Below are 23,158 nucleotides of genomic sequence, written 5' to 3'. Positions count from 1 at the left end.
CAGCCCGATGACGGATGCCGGGGGCTGAGGCGCACGGGGCGCGTTGCCGGGCCGTGGCGCGGAGCGGGGGAGGGCTCCCCGCTCCGGGGCGAGACGGCTACGGCGCGGGGGCCACGGTGGGCTTGGGCGCGGGCTTCTGCGCGGGCGCGGCGGGCGCCGGGGCGGCGGCGGGCTTCGCGGGCATCTGCAACACCTTGCCGTTCTCCTGCACGATGCGCCGGTACCAGGCGTCCGGGTACTTGGGGTGGTTCACCTTGCCCTGCTCGTCGCGCACGTTGCCGTCGATGTACTTCACGAGCAGCGTCTCACCGAGCTTGCGCCAGCGGGTGTGGACCTTCTCGCCCTGCTGGAGCGAGTAGTCGGTGAGGTACTGCCGCGCCTCCTCGGGGCTGCGCTTGAACTGCTCCTGGGCGCGCTTCTCGATGTCGGCCTGGTCCGCGAGGAACTGGCCCTCCAGGGCGCCCTGCTCGCGCTGCACGTCCACCACCATGTCGCTCCAGCGCGCGTAGGCCTGGTTCGACACCCAGTTGAACACCCAGAAGGACGAGTCCCAGGAGAACTCACCGCGGCTGGCCACGCCCTGCGCGAAGTTGCGCGGCACCTGCCGGATGCCGGCGTACATGGGCGTGTAGACGGTGGTGAAGGTGTCATCCACGCCGAACCAGAGCACGCCGCCAATGGGCGCCGGCAGCCAGTCCCGCATCTGCGCGACGAAGGAGAAGCCCGTCTGCTGCGTGGAGATGGCGCGCTCGTGGACGTACTGCTTGCCGTCCACCTCCCACGTCATGGGCCGCCAGCGGTACGGCACCGCGTAGGGCCCCGCGCCCACGTCCTTGGTCATGTCCAGCGGGGTGCCCCCGAAGTGGTCCCGCATCAGCGCCATGGTGTCCTGCACGGACAGCTTCTTGTCCGGCTTCACCCACAGCGGCAGCCGCTTCTTCGGCGTGGAGCCATCCGCGTACTCCGCGCCCAGCTTCAGCGACGGGGCCGCGCGGCGGAAGATGCTCCACACGCGCGCCTCGGAGAAGCGCTGCCCGCCGAAGTCGATGGGGTTGTACGTCTCCGCGAAGTTGAAGTCCTTGTCCGCGCCCTTGAACCAGCCCTTCGCCCGGGCAAAGGAGATGACGTCCGGGGAGTAGAGCGTCGTCTGCTTGTCGTTGAGCGGGAAGGTGCCGATGCGCGCCTGGTTGGCGTGCGCGGAGAGGTAGCCGTCGGGCAGCTTGCGGGCCACCCACACCGCGCCCTTCTCGCCCTTGCCCTTGCCAATCATCTCCAGCAGCCAGGCCTCCTTCGGGTCGGCGATGGAGAACGACTCGCCGCTGGACGCATAGCCGTGCACGCCGACCAGGGTCGTCATGACCTGGATGGCCTCGCGCGCCGTCTTCGCGCGCTCCAGCGCGATGTAGATGAGCGAGCCGTAGTCGATGATGCCCGCGGGGCCCGCCAGCTCCTCGCGGCCGCCGAACGTGGACTCACCGATGGAGAGCTGGTGCTCGTTCATGTTGCCCACCACCGAATATGTCGCGGCGGGCTGGGGGATGCGGCCCAGGAACTTGCCGGTGTCCCACTCGAAGATGTCGCGCATGGCGCCGGGCGCGTGGCGGCGCGCGGGCGTGTAGTACAGCTCGCCGTACAGCTCGTGCGCGTCCGCGGCGTAGGTGACGAAGGTGGCGCCATCCGCCGTGGCGCCCTTGGAGACCAGCATGCTGGTGCAGGCGAGCACGGGCGGAGCAACCAGCGCGGCCGTGACGGGCACCGCGGTCAGCAGGTTCATGAGGCGTCGGTTCATGGCGGCGGATGGTACCAATCCACCCCTGGATGGCTACCGCTCCCACGGGGCGCTTCCCTGTTTGCCCCTCATGGGCCCGTCCAGGGCCGGGCCGCCGCCGTGGGCCACGAGAGAAATCCCGGGCGGCGGCCCCCCTTCACCGGAGCTTCAGGCTCAGTCGTTCGTCGCGCTCACCTCCTTTCTCTCAGGAGGGGCGGCCACCGTTTCGACTCGCAGCGTCGTGGGCCCGCTCAGCGCCAGATGCGCCTTGAGCTTGAGGAACTTCTTCTTGCCGAAGCCCTTCACGCGCACCAGCTCCTCCACGCGCTTGAAGGGCCGCTTCTGGCGGTGCGCGATGATGCGCTGCGCCGCCTTCTCACCGACGCCCGGCAGCAAGTCCAGCTCCGCCGCGGTGGCCTCGTTGAGGTTGACCGTCCCCGTGTGCTGCGTGCGCGTCTTCGCCGCCACCGCCACCCCGGGCCCGCACAAGAGCAGGCCCACCACCACCGCGCACAGCGCCCTCACGAGTGGCCCCCCACCGGCGCCGCGTCCAGCCCCAGCTCGCCCGCGTAGCGGCCCCCGCTCATCCCCGCCGTGTCGCGCTTCTCCGCCGCCTCGCGCACGTGCAGCTTCCCGTCCAGCGGCAGCACGTCCAGCAACACGTTGAGCGAGCCATCCTTGTTCACGAACGCGCTCCCCGCCCGCACCCAGATGCTCCCGCCCTTGCCCTCGCGAATGGAGAAGACCGCCAGTCGCTTACCCGCCGTCAGCATCATCCACCTCCACACTCCGCATCGCGCCACCACGGCGCGGCTGCCTCGTCGGCTTGACCGCCTGAGGTCGGCGAGGGCTTGAGCAGCCGGCGTGCCAGCGGTGGTCTCCTCGGAGTCAGCTCCGCACACCGTGCGCGGATGTGAGAACCGTCCCGCCGCGAGGACGGACAGCCGGACTCCAGCGCCTTCTCAGGGGCCGAGAGCGCGGCGCCGCGCTCATGCGGGCTCCGCGTCCAGGGGCAGGTCCGCTGGAGCGGGCCGCGGCGCGGCGGGGCCGCCGCGTGGGAGCGCGACCGTGAAGGTGGCGCCGCGCCCCGCCTCGCTCTGGACCCGGACCACGCCTCCCAGCCGTTCAACGAGCTGGCTGACGATATGGAGGCCCAGGCCCAGCCCTCCGTAGTGGCGCGACGACACCGCGCGCTCGAAGGCCCGGAATATCAGCGCCTGTCGTTCCCCCGGGATGCCGATTCCCTGGTCCCTCACTTCCAGGAGGGCGGTCCTGGCGTCCCCGCCGACCTGCATTTCAATGGGCTTGCCCTCGCCGTACTTGATGGCGTTCGAGAGCAGGTTGGTGACAATCTGGTCGAGCCGAGAGCGGTCCCAGAGTCCTGGCATGGGTGTGTCGGCGTGAACCTGGAGCGCGGCGCCGGAGAGGGCCAGCTCGGGGGCGAAGCGCGCCGCGATGTCCCGGACCAGCGCGGCGAGGTCCACCTCCTCCAGCTCCAGTTCGAGCCGCCCGGCATGGATGCGCGAGACATCGAGCAGCGTGTTGACGAGCTTCGCCATGCGCATCGCCTGGCGCTCGATGCCTTCAACGGAGCGGGCCACGGTCTCCGCCGAGCTGGTGCGGAGCGCTCCCGACCGGGCGCGGCGCAGCAGGCCCTGGATGGAGAGCTGGAGCGAGGTGACCGGGGTCTTCAGCTCGTGGGAGGCGACGGAGAGGAACTCATCGCGAAGGCCGATGGCCTGCTGGGCCTCCTGATAGAGCCGGGCGTTGTCCACGGCCATGGCCGCGCGGCGCGCCAGCTCCTGCGCGAGGATGCGCTCGGCCAGGCCATAGCGGTTCCCGCCGTCCAGCCGGGCGAGGGTGAGCGCGCCGAGCGTCCGGCCGCGCGCGAGGAGCGGCACCGACAGCCAGGACGGGAACTCGAGGACTCCGCACCCGGGCGCCGCGGCGTCGCAGCCCTCGAGGAAGAACTCCGGCTCACCGCGGCGGAGCACCCGCCCCGGGCCGTGCGTGGCATTGAGGTCCGGCGGCGCGGCGTCGTCCCTCTCGGGCCACCTGGCCCGCAGGGCCTGGGAGCGGGCCACCGCGACTCGCTGAGGGGAATGGTCGCCGACCAGCAGGTCCACCGCGCACCAGTCCGCGAATTGTTGGACGGTCAGCGCCGCCACGTCCCGGAGCGCGTCCTCGGGGACGAGCGAGCCGGCGAGCAGGCCGGAGGCTTCTGACAGGAACGCGGACCTCCCCTCCTGCGCCTCGGCCCGGGCCCGCGCCTGCTGCTCGCGCAGGAAGGTCTGGTCGCGCTCCTGCTCGGCCCGGCGTTGCTCGGTGATGTCGATGCCGGTGCCGATGATGAATTCGACCGCCCCCGTCTGGCCGCGGAGGACGTTGCTGGACCAGGAGATGAGGCGGCGCTCCCCCGCGCGCGTGAGCCAGCAACCCTCGTACTGTGTCCGCCCCTGGCCCGCGGCGAGCTGGGCGAAGTCCCGCTCGACACGCGCCGCTTCTTCCGGAGCCTGGAGCTGCTGCCAGAACCGCGCGCCGCGCAGCTCCTCGAAGGAGTAGCCGGTCACCTCCTGGCAGGCGCGGTTGAAGCGGACGATCCGGCCCTCCGCGTCCAGGACGATGACGAGCGCGCGGGCCGTGTCCAGCACCGCCGCGCTGAAGTCTCGCTCGTGCTGGAGGGCGCGCTCGCTGTCCAGCGTCCGCGTGAAGAGCCGCCGGTGCATGAGCACGGTCCGGAGCACGCCGCCGAGGCGCTCCACCATGCCTCGGTACTGTCGTGGCAGGCGCGGCTCCCGGTCGAAGTACAGCAGCAGCGCGCTGGCGCTGGGCTCCGCGCCCGTGGCCATGATGGGCAAGGACCAGCGCACGAGCCCCGGCGTCTCCAGCTCCGGGAAGGGCAGCCCCAGCGCGGCGGGCCCCTGCTTCCCGGCGGGCTCGGAAGGGGTGGGGATGGGGAGCCGGCGGGACGCGGCGGAGAGCCCGCTCGCGCCCTGGAGGCCGACCTGCCCCCGCGCATCCACCTGGACCCAGAGGGCCACCGTGCAGCCCAGCCGCTCCGCGATGCGGTCCATGAACGCGTCCGCGGATTTGTTCGGGTGGAAGAGGTCGAGCGCCGCGACGGTGAGCTCCTGGAGCACGCTCAGCAGCGCGAGTCGCTCCTCGGTGAGCTTCCGGTCCGCGTCCACGCAAGGGTCCGCCATGTCCGACCTCGTCCCATCACCCCGGAAGGGCGAGCACCACCACCGTCTTGTTGTGGAACTGCGGAACGCCCCCCCCCATGGCCCCCACCTCGCCCAGGGTCAGACAGCCCACGAGCGGAGTGGTCTCCCCGAGCGCCCCCTGGATGCGTGAAAGCTCGTCCCGGATCTCCTCGCCCAGGATGGGGTAGCGCGAGAAACAATCGAACACGACCGCGCCGCCTGGCGCGCCAGCGGTCCCCTTCCGAGCCAGGGTGGCGGCGCTCGCTGCCGCGTTCATCAGGTCCACGCGCGCGCCCTCCATCACCCGGACCAGTGAGCCATCGGGAATCTCCGCGACGCAGCGGACCGAGCCGTCGGGGCCGATGGAGATGGGGTCGCGAATCACGAACTCTCCGTTGGCCTGGGGAATCCCCAGCGGGTGGGTCATCGCGAAGCGGGCGAAGCCCTGTTCGTCCAGCGCGTCGCCGCGGCTCGCGGCCGTGCGCCGGTAGACCTCGAACGCGCGCTCGTAGTCGAGCTCGATGGCGGTCGAGTCGCGGGCCTTCGTGACCTGGGTCGGTGGACCGTAGGGATACCAGCCGTGCTGAATCCCGACGCCCATCGGCTCCTGGGTATCAATGGCAATCACCACCGCCTGGTCCCGGTACGCCTGCCCCTCCACGAACTCCGCCGTCGTGGGGTGCCGGAGGTCGCCTCCCGCTCCGCCGCCCGCCCAGACGACGCTCGACCCCGCCTCCTGCTGCGCCCCGCGCACGACCTCCGTTGGGTTCCCGCTCAGCGCGTCCGGGAAGAGGAGGAGCGCCCGGCGACGCCCGGGCGGCTTGGGTGGCAGCTTCCCGACGGCGCGTGCCACCGCGTCGCGCCCGGCCGCTCTGGGGTCCTGGCTGACGGGCCCACCGATTCCTGTCCCCACCCGCACGTCCAGGCCCTGGAAGAGCGCGACCACCATTCCCTGGAGCAGCAGCTCGGTGCCCGCGAAGACCCCCGCCGCGCAGCAGCCAGCCCAGGGGAGGTCCCCGATTTCCCGCCGGAGCGCCGACGCCAGGCCCCTCGCGTCATACTGGTCCGTGCAGAGGACCAGGGCGAAGGTGGGCGCGTCTGCTCCTCGCAGGGCGTCCGTGACTGCCTCCCGGGCGGCAGCCTCACAATCGGGTGAGCTGCTCTTTCCAATCTGGATCCGCATCCCTCTGGAATCGATAGTCACGCGCGCACAGGCGCGCAGGTGGAGGCGGCTTCGTTCGTTCCTGGTCGCAACGACCTGTTGAGCGGCCGGGCGAGGGGCTTCCTCCCTCCAGGCCAGGGCGGTAGCGTTGCCCGCATGGCATCGGGCACCGTGCGGCTGCGACTCGGCGTGTTGGGAGGGCTCCTCGCGGGGTCCACCTCGCTTGCGGCGAAGGTGGCGGATGCACCCGTGGCGGAGCTCGCTCCACCGGCCCAGGCATCGCCGTCCGTGCAGTGGCAGTTGCTGGCCGGGGCCCTGACCTCGCTCGACGGGTATGGCTCCCTGGGCTACCAGGGGGGGGTGATTGGCTCCGGCTGGGAGCTGCCCCGGCTGCGCTTCCGCTTCCAGTTCATGGTGGGGCTCCCGGTGCGCCTGGAGGAAGCCCGCACGGAAGTGAAGCTGGAGCAGTTTGCCTTGGGCCTCTGGTTGGACACGCCCGTGCTGCGCTCCGGTGAATGGCGGTGGGCCGTCGGCGCGGGGGCGGGGCTCCTCGTCTTCGGCCGGACGGCGGTGCCCCTGGTGAGCGGCGTGGACGTCGCGGGCCCTCGCTACATTCCTTCCTTCATGACCGGGCCGGATACCTCCCTGCGCTGGCGCTTCTCGCGGTACTTCGGCGTGGAGGGCTCGTTGGCCATGGACGTCGTCTTCGGCCGCCCCATCCTGGGCTTCGTGGACGCGCAGGGATTCCAGCCGTTCCGTGAGGGCTGGGCCGTCCGTCCCCGGCTGAACGTCACGATGATGCTCTTCCCATGAGGGGTGAACGCCGATGAAGCCGCTGCACACGAGGCACCTGTTCGTGCTGGCGCTGCTCGCCTGGGGTGGGGGCTGCGCGGTGGAGGACCCAGTCGCGAGGCTGCGGATTTCGGACAGCGGGACGGGCTCCTTCTCCACCGATGACGCGATGGCGCTGGAGGCCTACGAGGCGTTCCTGGACTGTGAGCGGGCCGCCCAGGACGCGGATTCGGGCGTGGGCTGCGAGGACGCGGGCACGCCGGACGTGTGGTAGTCGAAAGGCGCGTCGCCCGAGCGACTCCGCCCGCGGAATCCGACAGCTCCGGGTGGGAAAGAACTGGCGCGGTGACAACCGCGTGTCCATGTTGCGCGCGTCCATTCCCATCCGGTGAGGACCAGGAGGGTGCGCGTGTTCCAGCCAACCCCCCGCGACGCGCGGGCCCATGACGGAAGCTGGCCCGTGCTGCTGTGGGAGCCCACGTCCCCGCGGACGCGGGTTGGCGCGGCGCGTCCACCTCTTGGGAGCACGGAGTCGCGGACCGTGGTGCTGGAGCTGCGCCCGCGGCTTCGTCCGGCGGACGCCGAGGTGACGGTGGGAAGTGGTGCCGAGTGCGACATCGTCCTGGCCGAGTCCACGGTGTCCCGCCTGCACGCACGCTTCCGTCGGGAGCCGCACACCGGGCTGTGGAGCGTGACGGACCTGGAGAGCGAGCGAGGGACGTACCAGGACGGCGTGCTGATACTCCCGGGCCGGCCCGCGCCGCTGCTGTGCCGCTCCCGGCTCACGCTGGGGAACGTGGCGCTGGTGTTCCTCCAGAAGTACGCCTTCGAGCAGGCCTTGAGCGCGTCCTCGCGGGCGTCCCCGGTGAGCTTGACCCGCCGGAGGTGACCTCCTACAAAGGGCGCGCCCTTGGGTGCCCATGTCGGGCTTTCAAGAGGGAAGCCGGTGAGAGTCCGGCGCGGTCCCGCCACTGTGAACGGGCAGCCCTGAGGTCAGGGCCGGGGGCTTCGGCTTGTCGCCACTCCATCCGCGGCCGCGCGCCGCGCCGGGGGAAGGCGGAAGTCCCCTTCTGGCATGACGCAGCGTGCGCCAGCCGCCAGAGTCCGTGAGCCAGGAGACCTGCCCAGGGGTGCGGCCGAGCCTTTCACGGGCCCGGGCGGTTGGCCTTCTCTCTTCGACGGAGGGAGCGGAAGGCGGAGCATGCGGTGGACCTTCCTCGCCGGGCCTGTGGTGTGCCTGGCGCTCAGCCTCCCACGTCCCGTCTGGGCGCGACCTTCCGAGGCGGCGGCTCCGAGCGGGGCCGTGAGGGACGTGTCCGCTGCTTCGACGGCCGAGGACGCTCGCTCGCGGGATGGGGATGCCGCTGCGCTTGAGGCCGCGTCTCCGCGCGGTGACGGCATCGCAGCCGAGCCCGGCGCCACGCGCACCACCGAAGCCGCGCCTCCGCCCGACGCTGACTCTGCACCCGGGCCAGGTGCCACGCGCACCACCGAAGCCGCGCCTCCGCCCGACGCTGAAGCGGCTTCTTCCCCCGCGCGCACCACGGTGGTTCGCGGCAGGACGCCGCCTCCGCCCGAATCCCCGGAGCGGAGGGACCCGACAGGCGCCATCACCGTCATCAATGCGCGGGAGCGGGCGGGCGAGGCGCGCGACACCGCGGAGCTGCTCGTGGGCTCGGTGGGGCTCGCGGTGCAGGACTCCGGAGGCTACGGCCAGAGCAAGAGCCTGGTGGTGCGCGGCGCGTCGTCCAACGGCGTGCTCGTGTTCCTGGATGGCATCCCGCTCAACGGCGCGGGCGGCCTGTCGGACCTGTCGCTCATCCCCTCCGCGCTGGTGGAGCGCTTCGAGGTGCTGCGAGGCGGCGCGGGCGCGCGCTATGGCTCGGGCGGGCTGGGCGGCGCCATCAACATCATCACCCGCGCGCCGGGGCCGGACTTCCGCACCAGCGGCGAGGTGACCTACGGGAGCTGGAACACGGCCTTGGGCCACGTGGCCGCCACGGGCCCGCTGCTGGGCGGACAGGCGCTGCTGCTCGTGCACGCGGGCCGTTCGGACGGCGACTTCGCCTACGACGTGGACGACCTCCCCGCCGTGGACGGCAATCCCCAGGTCTCCGAGCGGCGTGCGCGCAACGACGCGCGGGGCGGCGGCGCGCTCTTGCGCTACCGGACCCGGCTGGATGGCGGCTCGCGGCTGGATGCGCTCGCGGAGCTCTCCTTGGAGGACCGCGCGATTCCCGGCACCGTGCAGAACCCCCAGTCTACCGGAGACCAGGCGCTGGGGCGGCTGGCACTGGGCCTGCGCTGGTCGGGCATGCTCGACGGGCTGGGGCAGGGCAGCGCGCGAGGCTTCTTCCGGCGTGACGGGCTGGAGGTGACGGGCCTCATTCCGGGCGCGGGCGGCGCGCAGCGGCACTCAGTGGGCGGCGTGGAGCTGGAGGGCCGAGGGCCGCTGGGCGAGCACCAGTCGCTCACCGTCACCGTGGCGACGTCCGGGGAGCGCGTCACGCAGGCGCGGGACGCGCAGTCCGCCGCGTGGTGGCGCGCCAGCGTCATGGCCATGGACGAGGTGCGGCTCTTCGACGGCCGGCTGGACGTGGTGCCTTCGATGCGGCTGGAGCGGGTGGGGCCGTACTGGTTGCTGTCGCCGAAGCTGGGGGCCTCCGTCGAGCTGGGACGCGGCTTCGGGCTGCGCGCCAACGCCGGGCAGTCCCACCGCGCGCCGTCCTTCCTGGAGCTGTACATCCGCCAGGGCACGCTGCTGCCCAACCCGGGGCTGAAGCCCGAGCGCGCCCTGTACGCGGACGCGGCGGTGATGTGGCGCTCCGACACGGAAGACAGCGAGGCCGCCGCGCCGCGCTGGGCCTTCACGCTGGGCGGCTTCGCGGCGCTGTACGAAAACCTCATCGCCTATGAGCTGTACCCGCCGCTGATGGCGCGCCCGTACAACTTCGACACCGCGCGTGTGTGGGGTGTGGAGCTGGAGGGCGAGGCGCGGCCCTTCTCCTGGCTGCTGGCCAGCACCGGCTACACGTACCTGCGCACGGAGAACCGGTACGGCGACCCGCGCTTCTTCGGCGAGGACCTGCCGTACCGGCCCAGGCACAAGTGGGTGGGGCGGGTGCGCGCGGGGCCGGACTGGCTCAACGCGCGCGCCGAGGTGCTCTACCAGTCCGCGCAGCGCATCAACCGCACCGGCTCGCTGGACCTGCCGTCGCGCACGCTGGTGAGCGCGGGCGCGTCCAGCACCGTGCTGCGCGGTCCGGACGTCACGCTGTCCGTCGAGCTGAAGAACCTCCTCGACGTCCGGACCTTCGACTTCACGGGCTTCCCGCTGCCGGGGCGCGCCGTCTACGTGACGCTCGCGGTGGCGCTCGAGCCTGGCGCGTCACCGTCTTCTTCCACTCGGGAGCCCCATGACTCGCCCGCGTCCCCTGTCCCCTGAGCCCTTCCTTCCGCCCCTGCTGCTGGCGGCCGTGGCGGCGCTGCTGCTCACCGGGTGCCCGGAGGAGGGCGCGGTGTGCACCCCCGGCCTGGCCGTCTGCGGCGAGGCGTGTGTGGACCTGCGTGGGGACGCCGCGAACTGCGGCGCCTGTGGCAACGCCTGCGGTGACGGGCAGACCTGTCAGGACGGCGCTTGTGGATGCCGCCCGGGGACGGAGTCCTGCGGCGGCGCGTGTGTGGCCACGGCGAGTGACGCGGCCCACTGCGGCGCCTGTGGAAACGCGTGCGCCGCCGGGCTCGTGTGTGAGACCGGCGTCTGCCGCGAGGCGTGCTCGGAGGGGCGCCAGCGGTGCGGGGACTCGTGCGTGGACGTGCTCGTGGACGAGGGCAACTGCGGCGCCTGCGGGAACCTCTGCCCGGACGTGCAGGAGTGCCACCAGGGCCGGTGTGGCTACGACCTGGTCGCGGCCTGCTACACCAACGGGCAGCTCGTGGGCATCCAGGCGGAGACGAACCTGCTGGGGCCCCGGCGTCAGTTCGGCTCGGGCGTGCAGGCGCTCGCGTCCTGGGACGGCTTCGTGCTCGCCGCGGACGCCACGTCCTCCAAGCTGCTCCAGGCGGCCGGTGGCGCGCTGGGGACGGTGGTGGAGGAGGACTCGCTGGGCGGGGTGGCGGGCTCACCCAACGACATCCTGGTGGACCCGCCTTATGTCTACGTCGTGGACTCGGTGAACAACACCCTGCAGGTGCTCAAGCGGGAGGGGCCCGCCCATGGCGGAGGGCTGGGCCTGCGCTCCGTGACGCAGGTGAACCTGGGGGCCAACACCAGCCCGCAGGCAATCGCGAAGTGGGGCACCACGCTGTACGTCCCCTTGTTCGGCACGGGCGGCTCCATGTTCCAGTTCGGCAATGCCGTCGCCCGCGTGGACATCTCCAACCCCGAGCAGCCGCGCAAGGTGGACACGATTTCGCTCACCGGGCTGGACTTGAAGCCCTTCGACGGCGGCACGGTGCTGCCGCTGCCGTACTCCGCCGTGGCGAGCGCGTCAGGCGTGTACGTGGCCCTCACCAACCTGAACCCGTACGACGGCTACAAGCCGAACGGCCCGGGCATGCTCGCGAAAATCGACCCGGTGAGCGGCGCCGTGAGCGCCATCGACCTGGGCGCCGCGGACTGCCTCAACGCGGGGTACGTGGAGGCCGTGGGGAACCAGCTCGTGGTGGCCTGCCTGGGCGAGGCCGAGTACGACGAAGCCAACGGACACAGCGCCAGCGCGGTGCGCGGCTCCGGGCTGGTGCTGGTGAAGGACGACGCGCCCGTGGCGGCCTACGTGCTCTCGGCGGGCTGTGAGCCGGGCGCGCCGGGGTGCCGCCTCTCCGTGGCCAGCCGCTTCGCGGTGGCGGAGGGCGCGGTGTACCTGGCGGACACGAACGCGGGCCGGGTGTTCGTGGTGGCGGTGGAGGACGGGCGGCTGGTGGAGCGCCGCGGCTCCTCGTCACCAGAGGCGCAGGGCCCCGCGCTGGAGGCGTGCCCCGTGGATTCGCGCCGGCCCGTGTCCAATGCCATTGACGTCACCGCGCTGCACTGAGGACGCGCACGCCATGCCGATGAACATGATTCACACCTCGCGTCCTCGCTCCGGCGGGGCCGTCCTGCTCGCCACGGTGCTGTGCCTGCTGTCCGTCACGGCGGGCGCGGCGGAGAAGGCGGCGGGGCCTCGGACGCTGGGGCCGCCCGTGCCTTCCAAGGTGCGGCGCGTGGTGACGCTGGCGCCCTCGCTGTCGGAGATGGTGCTGTCCCTGGGCGCGGGGAGCACGCTGGTGGGGGTGTCCCGCTTCGACGAGGCGAAGGCGGTGGCGAAGCTGCCGCGCGTGGGCGGCTTCACGGACCCCTCCGTCGAGGCGGTGATCGCGCTCAAGCCGGACCTGGTCCTGGTGCAGCCCGGGCCGGGCAACCAGCGGCCCGTGGAGAAGATGGCGGAGCTGGGCGTGCCCGTGCTGCTCCTGCCGCTGCACTCCGTGCCGGACGTGCTCGCCGCCATGCGCGCGGTGGGGAAGGCGCTGGGGCGGGACAAGGAGGCGGAGGCGGTGGTGGCCGGCATCGAGGCCACACGCGCGCGCATCCGGGAGGCGGCGAGGACGCTGCCCGCGCCGCGCGTGCTGTTCGTCTACGGCTTCGAGCCGCTCGTGGTGGCGGGGCCCGGCTCCTTCGCGGACGAGCTGGTCCGCGACGCGGGCGGCCTCAACGTGGCGGCGGACGCGGGCTCCGCGTACCCGGTGTACTCGGTGGAGCGCGCGGTGCGGGCCCGGGCCACCGTGGTGGTGGACGCCGCGGACGTGGACGTGGGCAAGGACAAGCTGCGCGCGCTGCCCGGCCTGTCCGGCGCGCGCTGGGTGGACGTGCCGTCCCTGGCGCTGCTCCAGCCGGGCCCCTCGCTGGGGCGGGGCCTGGAGGAGCTCTTCCGTTTGCTGCATCCGGAAGGAACGGGTAAGGGCGCGCCGTGAGCGAGCCCGCGACATCCCTGCGTGCACCTGGTGGAGCGGGAGGTTTCCGGACCTCGCGCGCGGTGAAGTGGTTCGGGGGCTTCCTCGTGCTGGCGGCGGCCAGCCTGGCCGTGGCCGTGCGCTTCGGTGAGCAGTCCATCTCCCTCACCGCCGCGCTGACGGACCCGGCCTCCACCGACGCCGTCATCTTCTGGTCGCTGCGCCTGCCGCGCGCGCTGCTGGGCGGCATCGTGGGGGCGGGGCTGGCGGCCTCGGGCGCCACGCTCCAGGGGCTGTTGCGCAACCCGCTGGCCGACCCGTTCGTGCTCGGGGTGTCCGGAGGCGCCGCGCTGGGGGCGACGCTGGCGCTCGCCGTGGGGCTGGCCACCGTGGCGGATGTGGCGCCGGGGATGGGCAGCGCCCTGGCGCGCCTGTCCGCGCCCGCGCTCTTCTCCTTCCTGGGCGCGGGGGCCGCCATCCTCTTCGTCCTCTCCGCCAGCCGGGGAGCCGCGTCGCGCGCCCCGTACGCGGCCCTGCTCACGGGCGTGGTGTTCAACGCCTTCGCCTCCGCGGCCATCACCCTGGTGAAGACGCTGTCCGAGCCCGACCGGCTGGGGGAAATCCTCTACTGGCTCGCGGGCGCGCTGGGCTACGAGCGCGGCGCCACGCTGGCGCTCTCCGCGCTCCTCCAGGCCGGCGCCATTGGCGTCATGTGGGTGCTCTCCGCGCGGTTGAACCTCTTGTCGCTGGGCGACGATGACGCGGCGTCGCTGGGCGTGCCGGTGGCGTCCACGCGCCGTTGGTTGCTGCTGGCCTCCAGCGCGAGCGTCGCGGGCGCGGTGGCGCTCACGGGGCTGATTGGCTTCGTGGGGCTCATCGTGCCGCACCTGCTGCGGCTGGCCATCGGCCCGGACCAACGGCTGCTGGTGCCGCTGTCGGCGCTGGGCGGCGCGGCCTTCCTCGTGTTGTCGGACCTGCTGGCGCGGCTGGCCTTCCCGCTCTTCGGCGCCGAGCCCCCCGTGGGCGTCGTCACCGCGCTGCTGGGCGGTCCGCTGTTCCTCGCGCTGCTGCGCCGGCGGGTGCGGCTGGGCGCCAGTCATTGACAATGGCCTGCACCCGCCATATCCCCGCCGGCGTCCTCGGTGTCCCCGTGCAGCCACGGTGACTCAAGGGAACCCGGTGTGAATCCGGGACTGCCCCGCAGCGGTGAGCAGGAACGAACGCCGTCACGAGAAGCACTGGCCCGCAGCGGGCTGGGAAGCGACGGCAAGTAGGTGGGTGCCTCCGGGCATCCGCGCCTGCGAGTCCGAAAACCTGCCGAAGACCCGTGCCCCTGGCACGGACATCACCGAGGCTTCCGAGGGGAGGCGGCGGGGGCGGGTGCTGTCCGGCGCGAGCGGTCCGCCGGGGCTCTGCCTTCGGCCGTGTCCTCCTGGAAGCCCATTCGCCCGTGGGGGCGGAAGAGGGAGTGAGGACACCGATGAAGCACGCCGATGTGAAGCGCGTAGGAGCCCGCACGAAGTCCCTGATGTTCGCCACGGCCAGCCTGGTGCTGGCGGTTGCCACGACGGGCTGCGGCTCTGAATGCGTGGACGCCTTCGACTGCCGCAACGACAACGGCCCGGCTCCCGCGGGCCAGCAGTGGACGTGCGCCGAGGAGACGTGTGAGACGCGGCCCATCCAGCAGCTCCCCGAGGAGGACGCGGGCACCGAGCCCGACGCGGGGACGGAGCCGGATGCGGGGACCGAGCCGGACGCGGGCACGGAGCCGGACGCCGGCACCGACCCGGACGCCGGCACGGGGCACCCGTGTGAGTCGGCGGCGCACGACCCGGTGCTCGGCACGCTCCAGCTCGAGGCGGGCTTCGAGACGGCGGGCTCCGCGCCCATGCCGGACGACGTGCTGGCGGTGGCCGTCACGCCGGGCCCCACGCACACCGTCTACGCCGTGCGCGGGTTCATGCACGCGGAAATCCACTCGCTGGGCATCTGGCCGGACCTGACGCCTTCCTCCGAGTCGTTGTTCGACGTCCTGGCCCCCGAGGACCGTGGGGCGACGTCAGGCATCTACCCGAATGGCTTCCTCGTGTATGACGCCGAGCGCTTGCTCGCCGGCTACACGAAGGCGGGCGCGGTGGGCACGGTCTCGCTCTTCGACATCGCCACCCCTGGCAACTCGAGCTACGTCAACTCGCCGGGCAACATGTCCGCCGTCGCGTTCACGGCCGACGCGACGTCCGCGTTCCTCATCAACAGCATGGGGCTGTCCGACGTGGACGGCTTCGGAATCTACGCGCTGGTGACCTCCGCGGACCCCGTTGCCTCCGAGCAGGTGGCCAGCTTCCCGGAGACCGCGGGTGGCAATGGCTTCAGCGCCGTGGCGAACAACGGTATCTCGGTGTTCGGCTTCGCCGCTGCGCCGGATTACACCAACGTGGCCTACGCGGTGGCGCCCTCCGTCGTGAGCGCGGCGCTCTCTTCCGGCACGCCGTTCGCCCTGGACGCGCAGCACCCGCTCGAAGTTGGCAGCAACTTCAACGCGGCCGCCACCTTCGGTGATGGCGTCGTCGTCAAGCGCGGCGCCTACAACGCGACCTATGAATTCGTCACCACGGATGTGTCCCGCTACGCCCTCTCCGAGGACGCCACCCCTGGCTCGGTCACCATCGGCGAGCGCACGCCGGTGCTGTCGTTCGTGGACCAGTGCACCTACGTGACGCAGATGACCCACCTGGGCGCTGACCTGCTGGTGGGCATCGAGGACATGAACGGCGAGCGGCTGGTCCGCATCCGGACCGTCCAGTGAGACTGCGCGGCCTCTACCGCCTGGCCTGGGGCACGGCGCTCGCCGTGCTCCTGGGCACCACCGCGTGTGGCGACGGCTCCTCCATCGCCGACGACGACGCTGGTACGGACCCCGCGCGAGACGATGCGGGACAGCCGGATGGCTCCACACCGCTGGAGCCCGATGCCGGCCTGCCGCCCGAGGACCCGTACGCGGACGAAGTCGTCTCGTTCGAGCCCGGCGACTCCGCGGGCTTCGGGCAGGACCGCTTCCCGGACATCGTGCTCGGGCCGCCGTCGGGGCTTGGGCCGGACAACGGCTCGTTGGACGTGCTCTCGCTGGGGCGGGGCGGCGAAATCGTCCTGCGCTTCACCGACCTCGCGGTGGTGGATGGGCCGGGCGTGGACCTGCTCGTGTTCGAGAACGCCTTCCTCGTCGCGGATGGGTCGACGTACTCGGAGCGGGGCATCGTCTCCGTCAGCGACGACGGCGTTAATTGGCACCCGTTCCCGTGCGCCACCACCGACGCCGAGGGCGGCTACCCGGGGTGCGCGGGGGTGACTCCGGTCCATGCCAACCCGGCCAACGGCATCAGCGCCACCGACCCCGCGGTGGCGGGCGGTGACGGCTTCGACCTGGCGACGGTGGGCCTGCGCCGCGCGCGGTACGTGCGCATCGTCGACGCGGGCAACAACCGCTACGGCGGCACCTCCGGGGGCTTCGATTTGGATGCCGTCGCGGTGGTGAACGGCGAGTCGCTTCGGAGCGGCACGCCGTGAAGCGGCTCCCGCCACGGCCATGTCCCCTGTCCACGACGGGGGAGGTGGACCGCCGCGCCGCGCTCCACGCGCTGCTCAAGGGCACCTGTGCCCTGGCGGCGTTCGGCGCGGGGTGCGGCGACGGGTGGCGGGAGGCCGTGGTGCTCGACCCTCCCGACGCGGGAGGGCCGGGCCCGGCCTGTGCGGTTCCGCCGGTCCCCGGGCCGCCGGGCGCGGACTGGGTGGAGGTCTCCCTGGCGGATCATCCCGCGCTGGCGGCCCCCGGCGGCGCTTCGGAAGTCCGCGTTCCCCGGGCGCTGCTGGACGTGGTGGTGGTCCACGCGTCACCCGGTTGTTACACGGCGCTCTGGCGCATCTGCACCCACGGTGATTGCGTCGTGAGCTGGGTGCCAGAGGACGGCGTCATGGAGTGCCCCTGCCATGGCTCCCGCTTCACCCAGGGTGGGCAGGTGCTGAACGGCCCCGCGACCCGGCCGCTCGCGGCCTTCCCCGTGGTGCGTCAAGGCGACTCCCTCTTCATCCACCGCCCCCGCTGAGCGGACGTTCGCACGGGCGCTCACTCCTGGTGAATGACGCGGTGCGGGGTGCCGCCTCGCCTTGAGGCCGGGTGGGTGGGTACCCGCGATGAGTCATCGTCTCCTTCTCTCAACAGGCGGGAGAGTCGTGTAATGTCGGGCATTCGATGTGGCAGATCATCATCAACGGGCCCGGCTACTTCGACACGTCGTACGATCTGCCTGAGGGCGTGACGAGCCTCGGCCGCGCGGACGAGAACGACATCGTCCTGGGCGGCGACCTCGTCTCACGCCGGCATGCGCGGCTCTACGTCGATGGCGACGTGCTGCGCATCGAGGACCTGGGCAGCCGCAACGGCAGCCGCATCAACGGCGCGCCCTTGCAGGGCTCGCGGCAGCTCGTCGCCGGAGACTCGGTGGCGCTGGGCGAGAATGTGCTCTCCGTCCGCCAGCCCAACACCGTGGAGAACGCGGCCACGGAGATGGTGGACCTGGGCGCGGGCGGCGTCGTGCGCTTCGGCCACGGCCAGGACGTGGGGCCATCCGTCCTCCTGGCGAAGAACGTGCGTGACGCGGACGTGCTGCGGCTCCTGGACAACGTGGGCCCGGTCTCCTTCGACGACAGCTTCTCTTCGTCCGCGCCGTTGCCGGCCGCCAGTCCGCGCGTGGGCCAGGAGACGCTGGTGCTGCTGTTCCGCACCGCGGAGGCGCTCTCTTCGGCCACCACGCTGTCGTCCTTCCTGGACGCCACCATGGACCGGCTGCTGGAGGTCACGGACGCGACCACGGCGGTGGTGTTGCTCAAGCACGCCACGGGCCCCATGGTGCCCGCCGCCGTGCGCCACCGGGGCCGGCTGGCCAAGGGCGAGGTGCCCGTCTCGGACGCCATCGTCGACGAGGCCCTGCGGCAGGGGCGCGCGCTCGCCGTGGGCGACGTGCGCGATGACCGCCGCTTCGCGGGCCGGGAGAGCGTCATCCTCTACGGCGTGGACCGGGTGCTGTGCATCCCCATTGGCGCCGAGCCTCCCTACGCGGGCGTGCTCTACGTCAACCTGTCGGCCAAGGGCGACTCCAGCGTGGAGACGCTGCTGGACACCTGCACCGCGGTGGCGCACCTGGTGGCCACGGGCGTGCAGAAGTTCTCCCCGCGCGAGGGCAGCCCCGTGGTGGAGCGGCTGCGGCGCAACCTGGAGCGCTTCCACCCGCCGGACGTGGCCGAGCGCCGCGCCGCCGAGGCCCAGAAGCAGGGCGGCAAGCTGCCCGGCCTGGAGGAGCGCAACCTCACCATCCTGCACGCGGAGCTGGTGGGCTTCTCCGTGCTGTGCATGCGCATCGGCGCGGCGCGCGCCACGCAGATGCTCAACGACTTCCACGCGCGGATGAGCGGCATCGTCTACAGCTTCGAGGCCACCGTGGAGGGCTTCCGGGGCGAGTCCCTGCGCGCCCTGTTCGGCGTCCCCTACGTGAAGGGCGAGGACTCGGTGCGCGCCGTCCGGGCCGCCCTGGCGCTGCGGGCCGAGTGGGAGCGGGCCATGGCGCGCCGGCCCCTGGACGAGCGCTGCGAGCTGCGCGTCGCCCTGCACAGCACCCGGGCCCTGGTGGGGATGATCGGCACCGAGGCGCGCCCGGACTACACCGTGGTGGGGGAGGGCGTGAGCATCGCGGGCTGGCTCGCGGCCACCGCCAGCCCCGGCCAGGTGCTCATCACCGGCAAGGTCCTGGCCACCGTCAGCGCTCGCTTCGACGTCCAGCCGCTGGGCGAGCGCCTCATCCGCCCCCCGAAGGACAAGGTAGCGGCCTTCGAGGTGATTGAAGAGGATGTAGGCATGCTGACCAACCCGGGCATCCGCTGAGGTGGCCCGCGTCCGGTTGACGGGTTGCTGGGACGTAGCGGGACAGGGTTCAATGCGGACCCCGTCGTGGTGAACCCCCGCACCGCATGAACTCGTCGACCCAACCCGCCCGGTTGAGACCCTTCCGGCCCCAGCCCTTTGGCCGGTACACGCTCCTGTCGCACCTGGCGACGGGGGGCATGGGAGAAATCTACCTCGCGCGGCTGGAGGGGGCGCAGGGCTTCGAGAAGCTCTGCGTCATCAAGAAGATCCTGCCGCAGCTCGCCGCGGACACGGACTTCGTCGAGCGCTTCGTGGGCGAGGCCCGCACCCTGGTCCGCCTGAGCCACGGCTCCATCGCCCAGGTGCTGGACATGGGGCTCCACGAGGGCGAGGCCTACATGGCGCTCGAGCACGTGGACGGCAAGGACCTGCGCAAGGTGGCCGCCCGCGTGCGCGACCGGCAGATGCCGCTGCCCGTCACGTTCATCCTCTACACCATGGGCCGGGTGCTGGACGCGCTCGCCTATGCGCACCGGAAGAAGGACGACGACGGGGAGGACCTGAAGCTCGTCCACCGGGACATCTCGCCGCAGAACATCCTCATCTCCTACGAGGGGGAGGTGAAGGTCATCGACTTCGGGCTCGCGAAGAGCCGGCTGTCGGCCGCGAAGACGAACCCCAGCATCATCCTGGGCAAGTTCCTCTACATGTCGCCGGAGCAGGCGCGGCACCAGCCGGTGGACCGCCGCAGTGACTTGTACGCGGTGGGGCTGTGCCTCTACGAGCTCATCTGCGGGAAGAACCCCTTCGACGGCGTGCACCCGGGCGAGCTCATGTCCCTGGTGGCCAACCCGCGCATCAAGCCGCTGGACGAGGTGGAGCCGCTCACGCCGCCCGTGGTGACGGCGCTGGTGGCCAAGGCGCTGGCGGTGGACCCGTCCCAGCGCTTCCAGACGGCGGAGGAGTTCCGCGGGCGGCTCCAGGCCTGCCTGATGGAGATTGATTCGAGCGCGGGCCCGGAGAGCGTCAGCCGCTTCATGCGCGAGCTGTTCTCCGCGGACTTCCAGTCCGAGCGCCGGCTGCTGGCGAGCCTCAAGGACGTGCCGCGCCTGTCCACGGAGGAGTCCCGGGCGCTCGCGTCGATGCCGGATGATCCGCTGCTGCCGAAGATGACGCACGCGACGCTGCCGCCGAAGACCATCCGCCTGGATGGCCCGGTGGAGCCGCTGTCGTTCTTCCCCACGCCTCGCAGCCGCGAGGGCGGAGGGCCGGTGACGGATGGCGAGACGCGTCCGGGCGTCCCGATGGACGAGTCCACCCGGCCCGCGGTTCCCATCGAGGCGCTGGAGGAGGAGGCGCGGGCTCGCCGCGCGCGCCACGAGGACACGGCCCCTTCGGTGGAGGTGGGGCCCGAGGCCTTCGTTCGTGGAGGCGGTTCGGGGGCTTCGATTCCGCGCGCGCCCGCGATGACGCGCGAAATCCAGATGACGTCGATGCCGGCCGAGGCGGTTCCTCCCGGCGTGGCCGCCGCGCGGGCGCTGCTCCCTTCGCATCTGCGGCCCACCGAGCTGGCGATGCCGAGCCTGGGCGAGCCGTCTTCCGAGGCGCCGAACGTCCGCGGGGAGCCGACGAATCCGAAGGCCGAGCCCCCGCGGAGCAGGGCCGTTGACTCGAGCGCGCCGCAGCGTGCGCCGCTCACCCCGGCGAGCGCCCGCGCTTCGTCCTCGGGGAGCGAGGCCCAGGCGTCCGGCGCCGTGTTGCCGCGCACCGGCGTCGTGGTGATGCCCGCGGTCAACGTGCCCGAGCCGGCGCCGTCCCCGCGCGCGCCGGCCCTGGCCTCGACACCCTCCGTTGAGCTCCTGGAGGGCGCGGGGTGGGATGACGGCGACGAGGCGCCTGAAGACCCGCTGTCCGACGATTCAGTGGACGCGGAGCCGCCGGAGGCGTCCGCCGACGCGGTGATTCCGGATGAGCCGCCGCCCTCGTGGGAGCGCGCGGGGGCCTTCAGCGTGCCGCCGCCGCCTCCTGGCGCGACGCCTTCCCAGGCGGTGCCCTCGCTTTCGACGGGCGCGCCGGCGCGAACGGCATCGGTGGTGATGGCCGCCGTGGCTCCGCCGCCACCGGGAGCGACGCCTTCTCAGGCGGTGCCCTCGCTTTCGACGGGCGCGCCGGCGCGAACGGCATCGGTGGTGATGGCCGCCGTGCCGCCACCTCCTCCTGGCGCGACGCCGTCCCAGGCCCTGGCGGCGGCGTCCCGCTCCCTGGAGTCGTCCCCTGCGGCCCGTGCCATGTCCTCCGGGGACATGGAGGCGGCGGAGACGTCCTCGCGCGGGCCCGCGCCGGAGCACGGCTCCCCGGTGGGCATGGAGGACGCGGTATCGGCGTCTCGCTCCCTGGCTTCAGCGGACCCGCCCTCCGTGGAGGGGCCGCAAGCGGTTGCGCCTCCGCGCAGCCTGTCCTCGGCGGAGCTGCCCGCGGTGGGTGGGCCCTCGCGGGCACTGTCCTCAACGGGCCTGCCGTTGGTGAACCCGCGGGACGGAACGTCCCCGCGCGCGATGTCTCCAGCAGGCATGCCCGCGGTGGACTCGCAGGATGGTGCGTCCCCGCGCGCGATGTCTCCAGCAGGCATGCCCGCGGTGGACTCGCAGGATGGCGCGTCCTCGCGCGCGATGTCTCCAGCAGGCATGCCCGCGGTGGACTCGCAGGACGGCGCGTCCCCGCGCGCGATGTCTCCAGCAGGCATGCCCGCGGTGGACTCGCAGGACGGCGCGTCCTCGCGCGCCACGCCTTCCATGGCGGGGCCCGCGGCATCGGGCGCGCCGGCGTCCAGGGCGAGCTCGGTGGGGATGGCGGCGGTATCCGCTCCCCACGCGGGCACGACGCCCTCGCGGGGCGTGTCCTCGCTGGGCGCACCGCCGCCTCCGTCGGGGGCAGCGCCCTCTCGTGCCATTCCCGCGGCGGCGTCACCGCGGCCGGAGCTCCCGCCGGACGAGCCCGCCGTGGACGCGACGCCCGCGCATGGCGGACGAGCCCTGTCCCCAGAGGACGAAGCCACGTCCGATGAGGCCGGCGCGGAGGGCGCGGCCCTGGGCGTGTCCCCGGAGGAGTCCGGCCTCACTCCGGGTGACGCGCACTCCCACGCGGATGCGTCCGAGCCACCTGTGCTCTCCACGGAGGACGAGGAGCACGAGGACGCCGCGCAGCGCATCGCCAACGCGGACACGCACCCGCGCATCCACCGTCCATCCCGGCCCGAGCGTCACGCCGACACGCAGCCCCGCGTCGCGCACTACGCCGACACGGATCCCCGCGTCACCCGCAACGACGACACGCAGCCGCGCGTGGTGCTGGACGCGGGCCTCCTCCGCGACGTGGAAGGCTCGGAGCGTGGGGCGGAAGAGAAGTCCGGCGTCTCCCGGCCCAGGCCGCACCGTGGCCGCGCGTCGTCCCCGGGGATGGCGCCGGCCGGCACCGCCCGCAGGACGGGGTCGGTCTCCGCGGTGCGTCCCGCGCCCGCTTCCGTGGAGACGGAGGAAGACGAGGACGAGAGCGACGACGACGTCCGCATCAACCTCGTGTCCAACGAGGAGACACGGCGCACGACGATGCCCGTGCGTCCCGAGACGCGCTCGGCCGACCGCATCGCGAAAGAGGACACCCGCCGCACGTCGATGCCCGAGCGCCCCGCGCGTCCCGCGCGCCGCAAGGGGCCCATGGTGCTCGTGCTGGCGTTGGTGTTCGTCGGCCTGGTGGTGGGTGGCGCCGTCTTCCTGGCGCCCCCGGAGCTGCGCACCCAGTGGCTGAGCCGGTTCATGCCGGAGGAGCCACGAGGGCCTCCGCCCGAGCTGCCCCTGCGTCCATCCGCTCCGGGGGAGGCGCCCGCGGACGGCCCGCCCTCCACGCAAGACGCGGCGCAGGCCGGCAAGCCCACGCCGGAGGCGCCCACGGAAACGGGGGCCACGGCGAAGGTTGCGCCGGGTGCCTCGTCCTCGCCCACTGCGAAGCCCGCCCCCACGCCCACGGGAGCCGGCGCCACGGCGGGCGCGGCGCCCTCGGGTGGCGAAGCGCTCGATGACTCCTTCCTCGCGCCGCTGGGCGCGCAGCAGAACAACGTCGCTCCGGCCAGGCGCGCACCCACGCAGGTCCGCAAGGTGCGCTCGTCGCGCGCCCGGCAGCTCACCACGCTGGAGAAGGAGTGGCGCGAGACGAACGCCCTCTTCAACAAGCTCAACGCGGTGCACTCGTGCGTGGTGCTGGGCCTCTGGTGCACGCGATACGAGGAGGTGCGGAGCGAGGTGGAGGCCGCGGGCACCTCCAACAATCCGGAGGCCCTGCGCAAGGTCCGCGCGATGAAGCGCTACCTGCTGCAGAAGCAGAAGGAGCTGAACTAG

At 72.5% G+C, this 23,158-nt stretch carries 17 protein-coding genes and 2 riboswitches; of the genes, 12 read left to right on the top strand and 5 right to left on the bottom strand.

The genetic code is table 11. The features are described 5' to 3' along the window. Window positions 1–97: 97 nt before the first annotated feature. The 5 genes from MYMAC_RS31685 to MYMAC_RS31665 all read right to left on the bottom strand — a co-directional run bounded on the left by MYMAC_RS31685 (window position 98) and on the right by MYMAC_RS31665 (window position 6,154). Window positions 98–1,789: a dipeptidase gene (locus MYMAC_RS31685; protein ID WP_095960765.1), complete on the bottom strand. Its 1,692-nt coding sequence runs from the start codon at window positions 1,787–1,789 to the stop codon at window positions 98–100. 153 nt (window positions 1,790–1,942) lie between these two features. Beyond that, complete coding sequence (locus MYMAC_RS31680; RefSeq protein ID WP_095960764.1) at window positions 1,943–2,293, bottom strand: ComEA family DNA-binding protein; 351 nt, start codon at window positions 2,291–2,293, stop codon at window positions 1,943–1,945. Then, entirely contained in the window at window positions 2,290–2,541 is a 252-nt protein-coding gene (locus tag MYMAC_RS31675) for a hypothetical protein (protein ID WP_171410524.1), read from the bottom strand. The genes MYMAC_RS31680 and MYMAC_RS31675 overlap by 4 nt, the downstream gene beginning before the upstream one ends. 216 nt (window positions 2,542–2,757) lie before the next feature. Beyond that, complete coding sequence (locus MYMAC_RS31670; protein ID WP_095960763.1) at window positions 2,758–4,971, bottom strand: sensor histidine kinase; 2,214 nt, start codon at window positions 4,969–4,971, stop codon at window positions 2,758–2,760. A gap of 16 nt (window positions 4,972–4,987) precedes the next feature. Continuing rightward, the gene (locus MYMAC_RS31665) at window positions 4,988–6,154 is read right to left on the bottom strand and encodes an FIST signal transduction protein (RefSeq protein WP_204817067.1); all 1,167 of its coding nucleotides are present in this window, start codon (window positions 6,152–6,154) and stop codon (window positions 4,988–4,990) included. Between the two features lie 135 nt (window positions 6,155–6,289). On the opposite strand from MYMAC_RS31665, the gene MYMAC_RS31660 reads away from it, so the two are divergent. The 12 genes from MYMAC_RS31660 (at window position 6,290) to MYMAC_RS31605 (ending at window position 23,158) form a co-directional block, all read left to right on the top strand. Beyond that, window positions 6,290–6,946 (top strand): hypothetical protein, encoded by a 657-nt coding sequence (locus MYMAC_RS31660; protein ID WP_095960761.1) that lies wholly within the window; start codon window positions 6,290–6,292, stop codon window positions 6,944–6,946. Between the two features lie 13 nt (window positions 6,947–6,959). Next, window positions 6,960–7,199, top strand: a complete 240-nt coding sequence (locus MYMAC_RS31655) for a hypothetical protein (protein WP_095960760.1) — start codon at window positions 6,960–6,962, stop codon at window positions 7,197–7,199. A 135-nt stretch (window positions 7,200–7,334) separates the two neighbouring features. Then, window positions 7,335–7,814, top strand: a complete 480-nt coding sequence (locus tag MYMAC_RS31650) for an FHA domain-containing protein (RefSeq protein ID WP_204817065.1) — start codon at window positions 7,335–7,337, stop codon at window positions 7,812–7,814. Window positions 7,815–7,820: 6 nt separating this feature from the next. Then, window positions 7,821–8,067, top strand: a riboswitch (cobalamin riboswitch). A 59-nt stretch (window positions 8,068–8,126) separates the two neighbouring features. Further along, entirely contained in the window at window positions 8,127–10,370 is a 2,244-nt protein-coding gene (locus MYMAC_RS31645) for a TonB-dependent receptor plug domain-containing protein (RefSeq protein ID WP_095960758.1), read from the top strand. Further along, complete coding sequence (locus tag MYMAC_RS31640; RefSeq protein ID WP_095960757.1) at window positions 10,342–11,958, top strand: MXAN_6577-like cysteine-rich protein; 1,617 nt, start codon at window positions 10,342–10,344, stop codon at window positions 11,956–11,958. Before MYMAC_RS31645 ends, MYMAC_RS31640 begins: the two co-directional genes overlap by 29 nt. Before the next feature lie 13 nt (window positions 11,959–11,971). Beyond that, complete coding sequence (locus tag MYMAC_RS31635; protein WP_095960756.1) at window positions 11,972–12,874, top strand: ABC transporter substrate-binding protein; 903 nt, start codon at window positions 11,972–11,974, stop codon at window positions 12,872–12,874. After that, the gene (locus tag MYMAC_RS31630) at window positions 12,871–13,956 is read left to right on the top strand and encodes an iron chelate uptake ABC transporter family permease subunit (RefSeq protein ID WP_095960755.1); all 1,086 of its coding nucleotides are present in this window, start codon (window positions 12,871–12,873) and stop codon (window positions 13,954–13,956) included. Before MYMAC_RS31635 ends, MYMAC_RS31630 begins: the two co-directional genes overlap by 4 nt. A gap of 20 nt (window positions 13,957–13,976) precedes the next feature. After that, window positions 13,977–14,189, top strand: a riboswitch (cobalamin riboswitch). A gap of 144 nt (window positions 14,190–14,333) precedes the next feature. Further along, window positions 14,334–15,659 (top strand): hypothetical protein, encoded by a 1,326-nt coding sequence (locus tag MYMAC_RS31625; protein ID WP_095960754.1) that lies wholly within the window; start codon window positions 14,334–14,336, stop codon window positions 15,657–15,659. Continuing rightward, window positions 15,656–16,417 (top strand): cell surface protein, encoded by a 762-nt coding sequence (locus MYMAC_RS31620; RefSeq protein WP_095960753.1) that lies wholly within the window; start codon window positions 15,656–15,658, stop codon window positions 16,415–16,417. Before MYMAC_RS31625 ends, MYMAC_RS31620 begins: the two co-directional genes overlap by 4 nt. Further along, entirely contained in the window at window positions 16,414–16,953 is a 540-nt protein-coding gene (locus MYMAC_RS31615) for a QcrA and Rieske domain-containing protein (protein ID WP_239989131.1), read from the top strand. The genes MYMAC_RS31620 and MYMAC_RS31615 overlap by 4 nt, the downstream gene beginning before the upstream one ends. Before the next feature lie 146 nt (window positions 16,954–17,099). Next, on the top strand, window positions 17,100–18,785 hold the full coding sequence (locus MYMAC_RS31610) for an FHA domain-containing protein (RefSeq protein ID WP_095960752.1): 1,686 nt from the start codon (window positions 17,100–17,102) through the stop codon (window positions 18,783–18,785). A 179-nt stretch (window positions 18,786–18,964) separates the two neighbouring features. Then, a complete protein-coding gene (locus MYMAC_RS31605) occupies window positions 18,965–23,158 on the top strand; it encodes a protein kinase domain-containing protein (RefSeq protein WP_095961756.1) in 4,194 nt (1,397 codons plus the stop codon).

It is taken from the genome of Corallococcus macrosporus DSM 14697 (genome assembly GCF_002305895.1).
GTDB classification, from domain to species: domain Bacteria; phylum Myxococcota; class Myxococcia; order Myxococcales; family Myxococcaceae; genus Myxococcus; species Myxococcus macrosporus.
Note: the sequence above shows the minus strand (reverse complement) of the source record. Positions and strands in the feature narration are given on the sequence as shown.

Excerpts from the sequence above, each read along its gene's own strand:
- MYMAC_RS31685 (WP_095960765.1), bottom strand. The coding sequence starts at position 1,789 with ATGAACCGACGCCTCATGAACCTGCTGACCGCGGTGCCCGTCACGGCC.
- MYMAC_RS31675 (WP_171410524.1), bottom strand. The coding sequence starts at position 2,541 with ATGCTGACGGCGGGTAAGCGACTGGCGGTCTTCTCCATTCGCGAGGGC.
- MYMAC_RS31670 (WP_095960763.1), bottom strand. The coding sequence starts at position 4,971 with ATGGCGGACCCTTGCGTGGACGCGGACCGGAAGCTCACCGAGGAGCGA.
- MYMAC_RS31665 (WP_204817067.1), bottom strand. The coding sequence starts at position 6,154 with ATGCGGATCCAGATTGGAAAGAGCAGCTCACCCGATTGTGAGGCTGCC.
- MYMAC_RS31660 (WP_095960761.1), top strand. The coding sequence starts at position 6,290 with ATGGCATCGGGCACCGTGCGGCTGCGACTCGGCGTGTTGGGAGGGCTC.
- MYMAC_RS31655 (WP_095960760.1), top strand. The coding sequence starts at position 6,960 with ATGAAGCCGCTGCACACGAGGCACCTGTTCGTGCTGGCGCTGCTCGCC.
- MYMAC_RS31645 (WP_095960758.1), top strand. The coding sequence starts at position 8,127 with ATGCGGTGGACCTTCCTCGCCGGGCCTGTGGTGTGCCTGGCGCTCAGC.
- MYMAC_RS31640 (WP_095960757.1), top strand. The coding sequence starts at position 10,342 with ATGACTCGCCCGCGTCCCCTGTCCCCTGAGCCCTTCCTTCCGCCCCTG.
- MYMAC_RS31635 (WP_095960756.1), top strand. The coding sequence starts at position 11,972 with ATGCCGATGAACATGATTCACACCTCGCGTCCTCGCTCCGGCGGGGCC.
- MYMAC_RS31625 (WP_095960754.1), top strand. The coding sequence starts at position 14,334 with ATGAAGCACGCCGATGTGAAGCGCGTAGGAGCCCGCACGAAGTCCCTG.
- MYMAC_RS31610 (WP_095960752.1), top strand. The coding sequence starts at position 17,100 with ATGTGGCAGATCATCATCAACGGGCCCGGCTACTTCGACACGTCGTAC.
- MYMAC_RS31605 (WP_095961756.1), top strand. The coding sequence starts at position 18,965 with ATGGGAGAAATCTACCTCGCGCGGCTGGAGGGGGCGCAGGGCTTCGAG.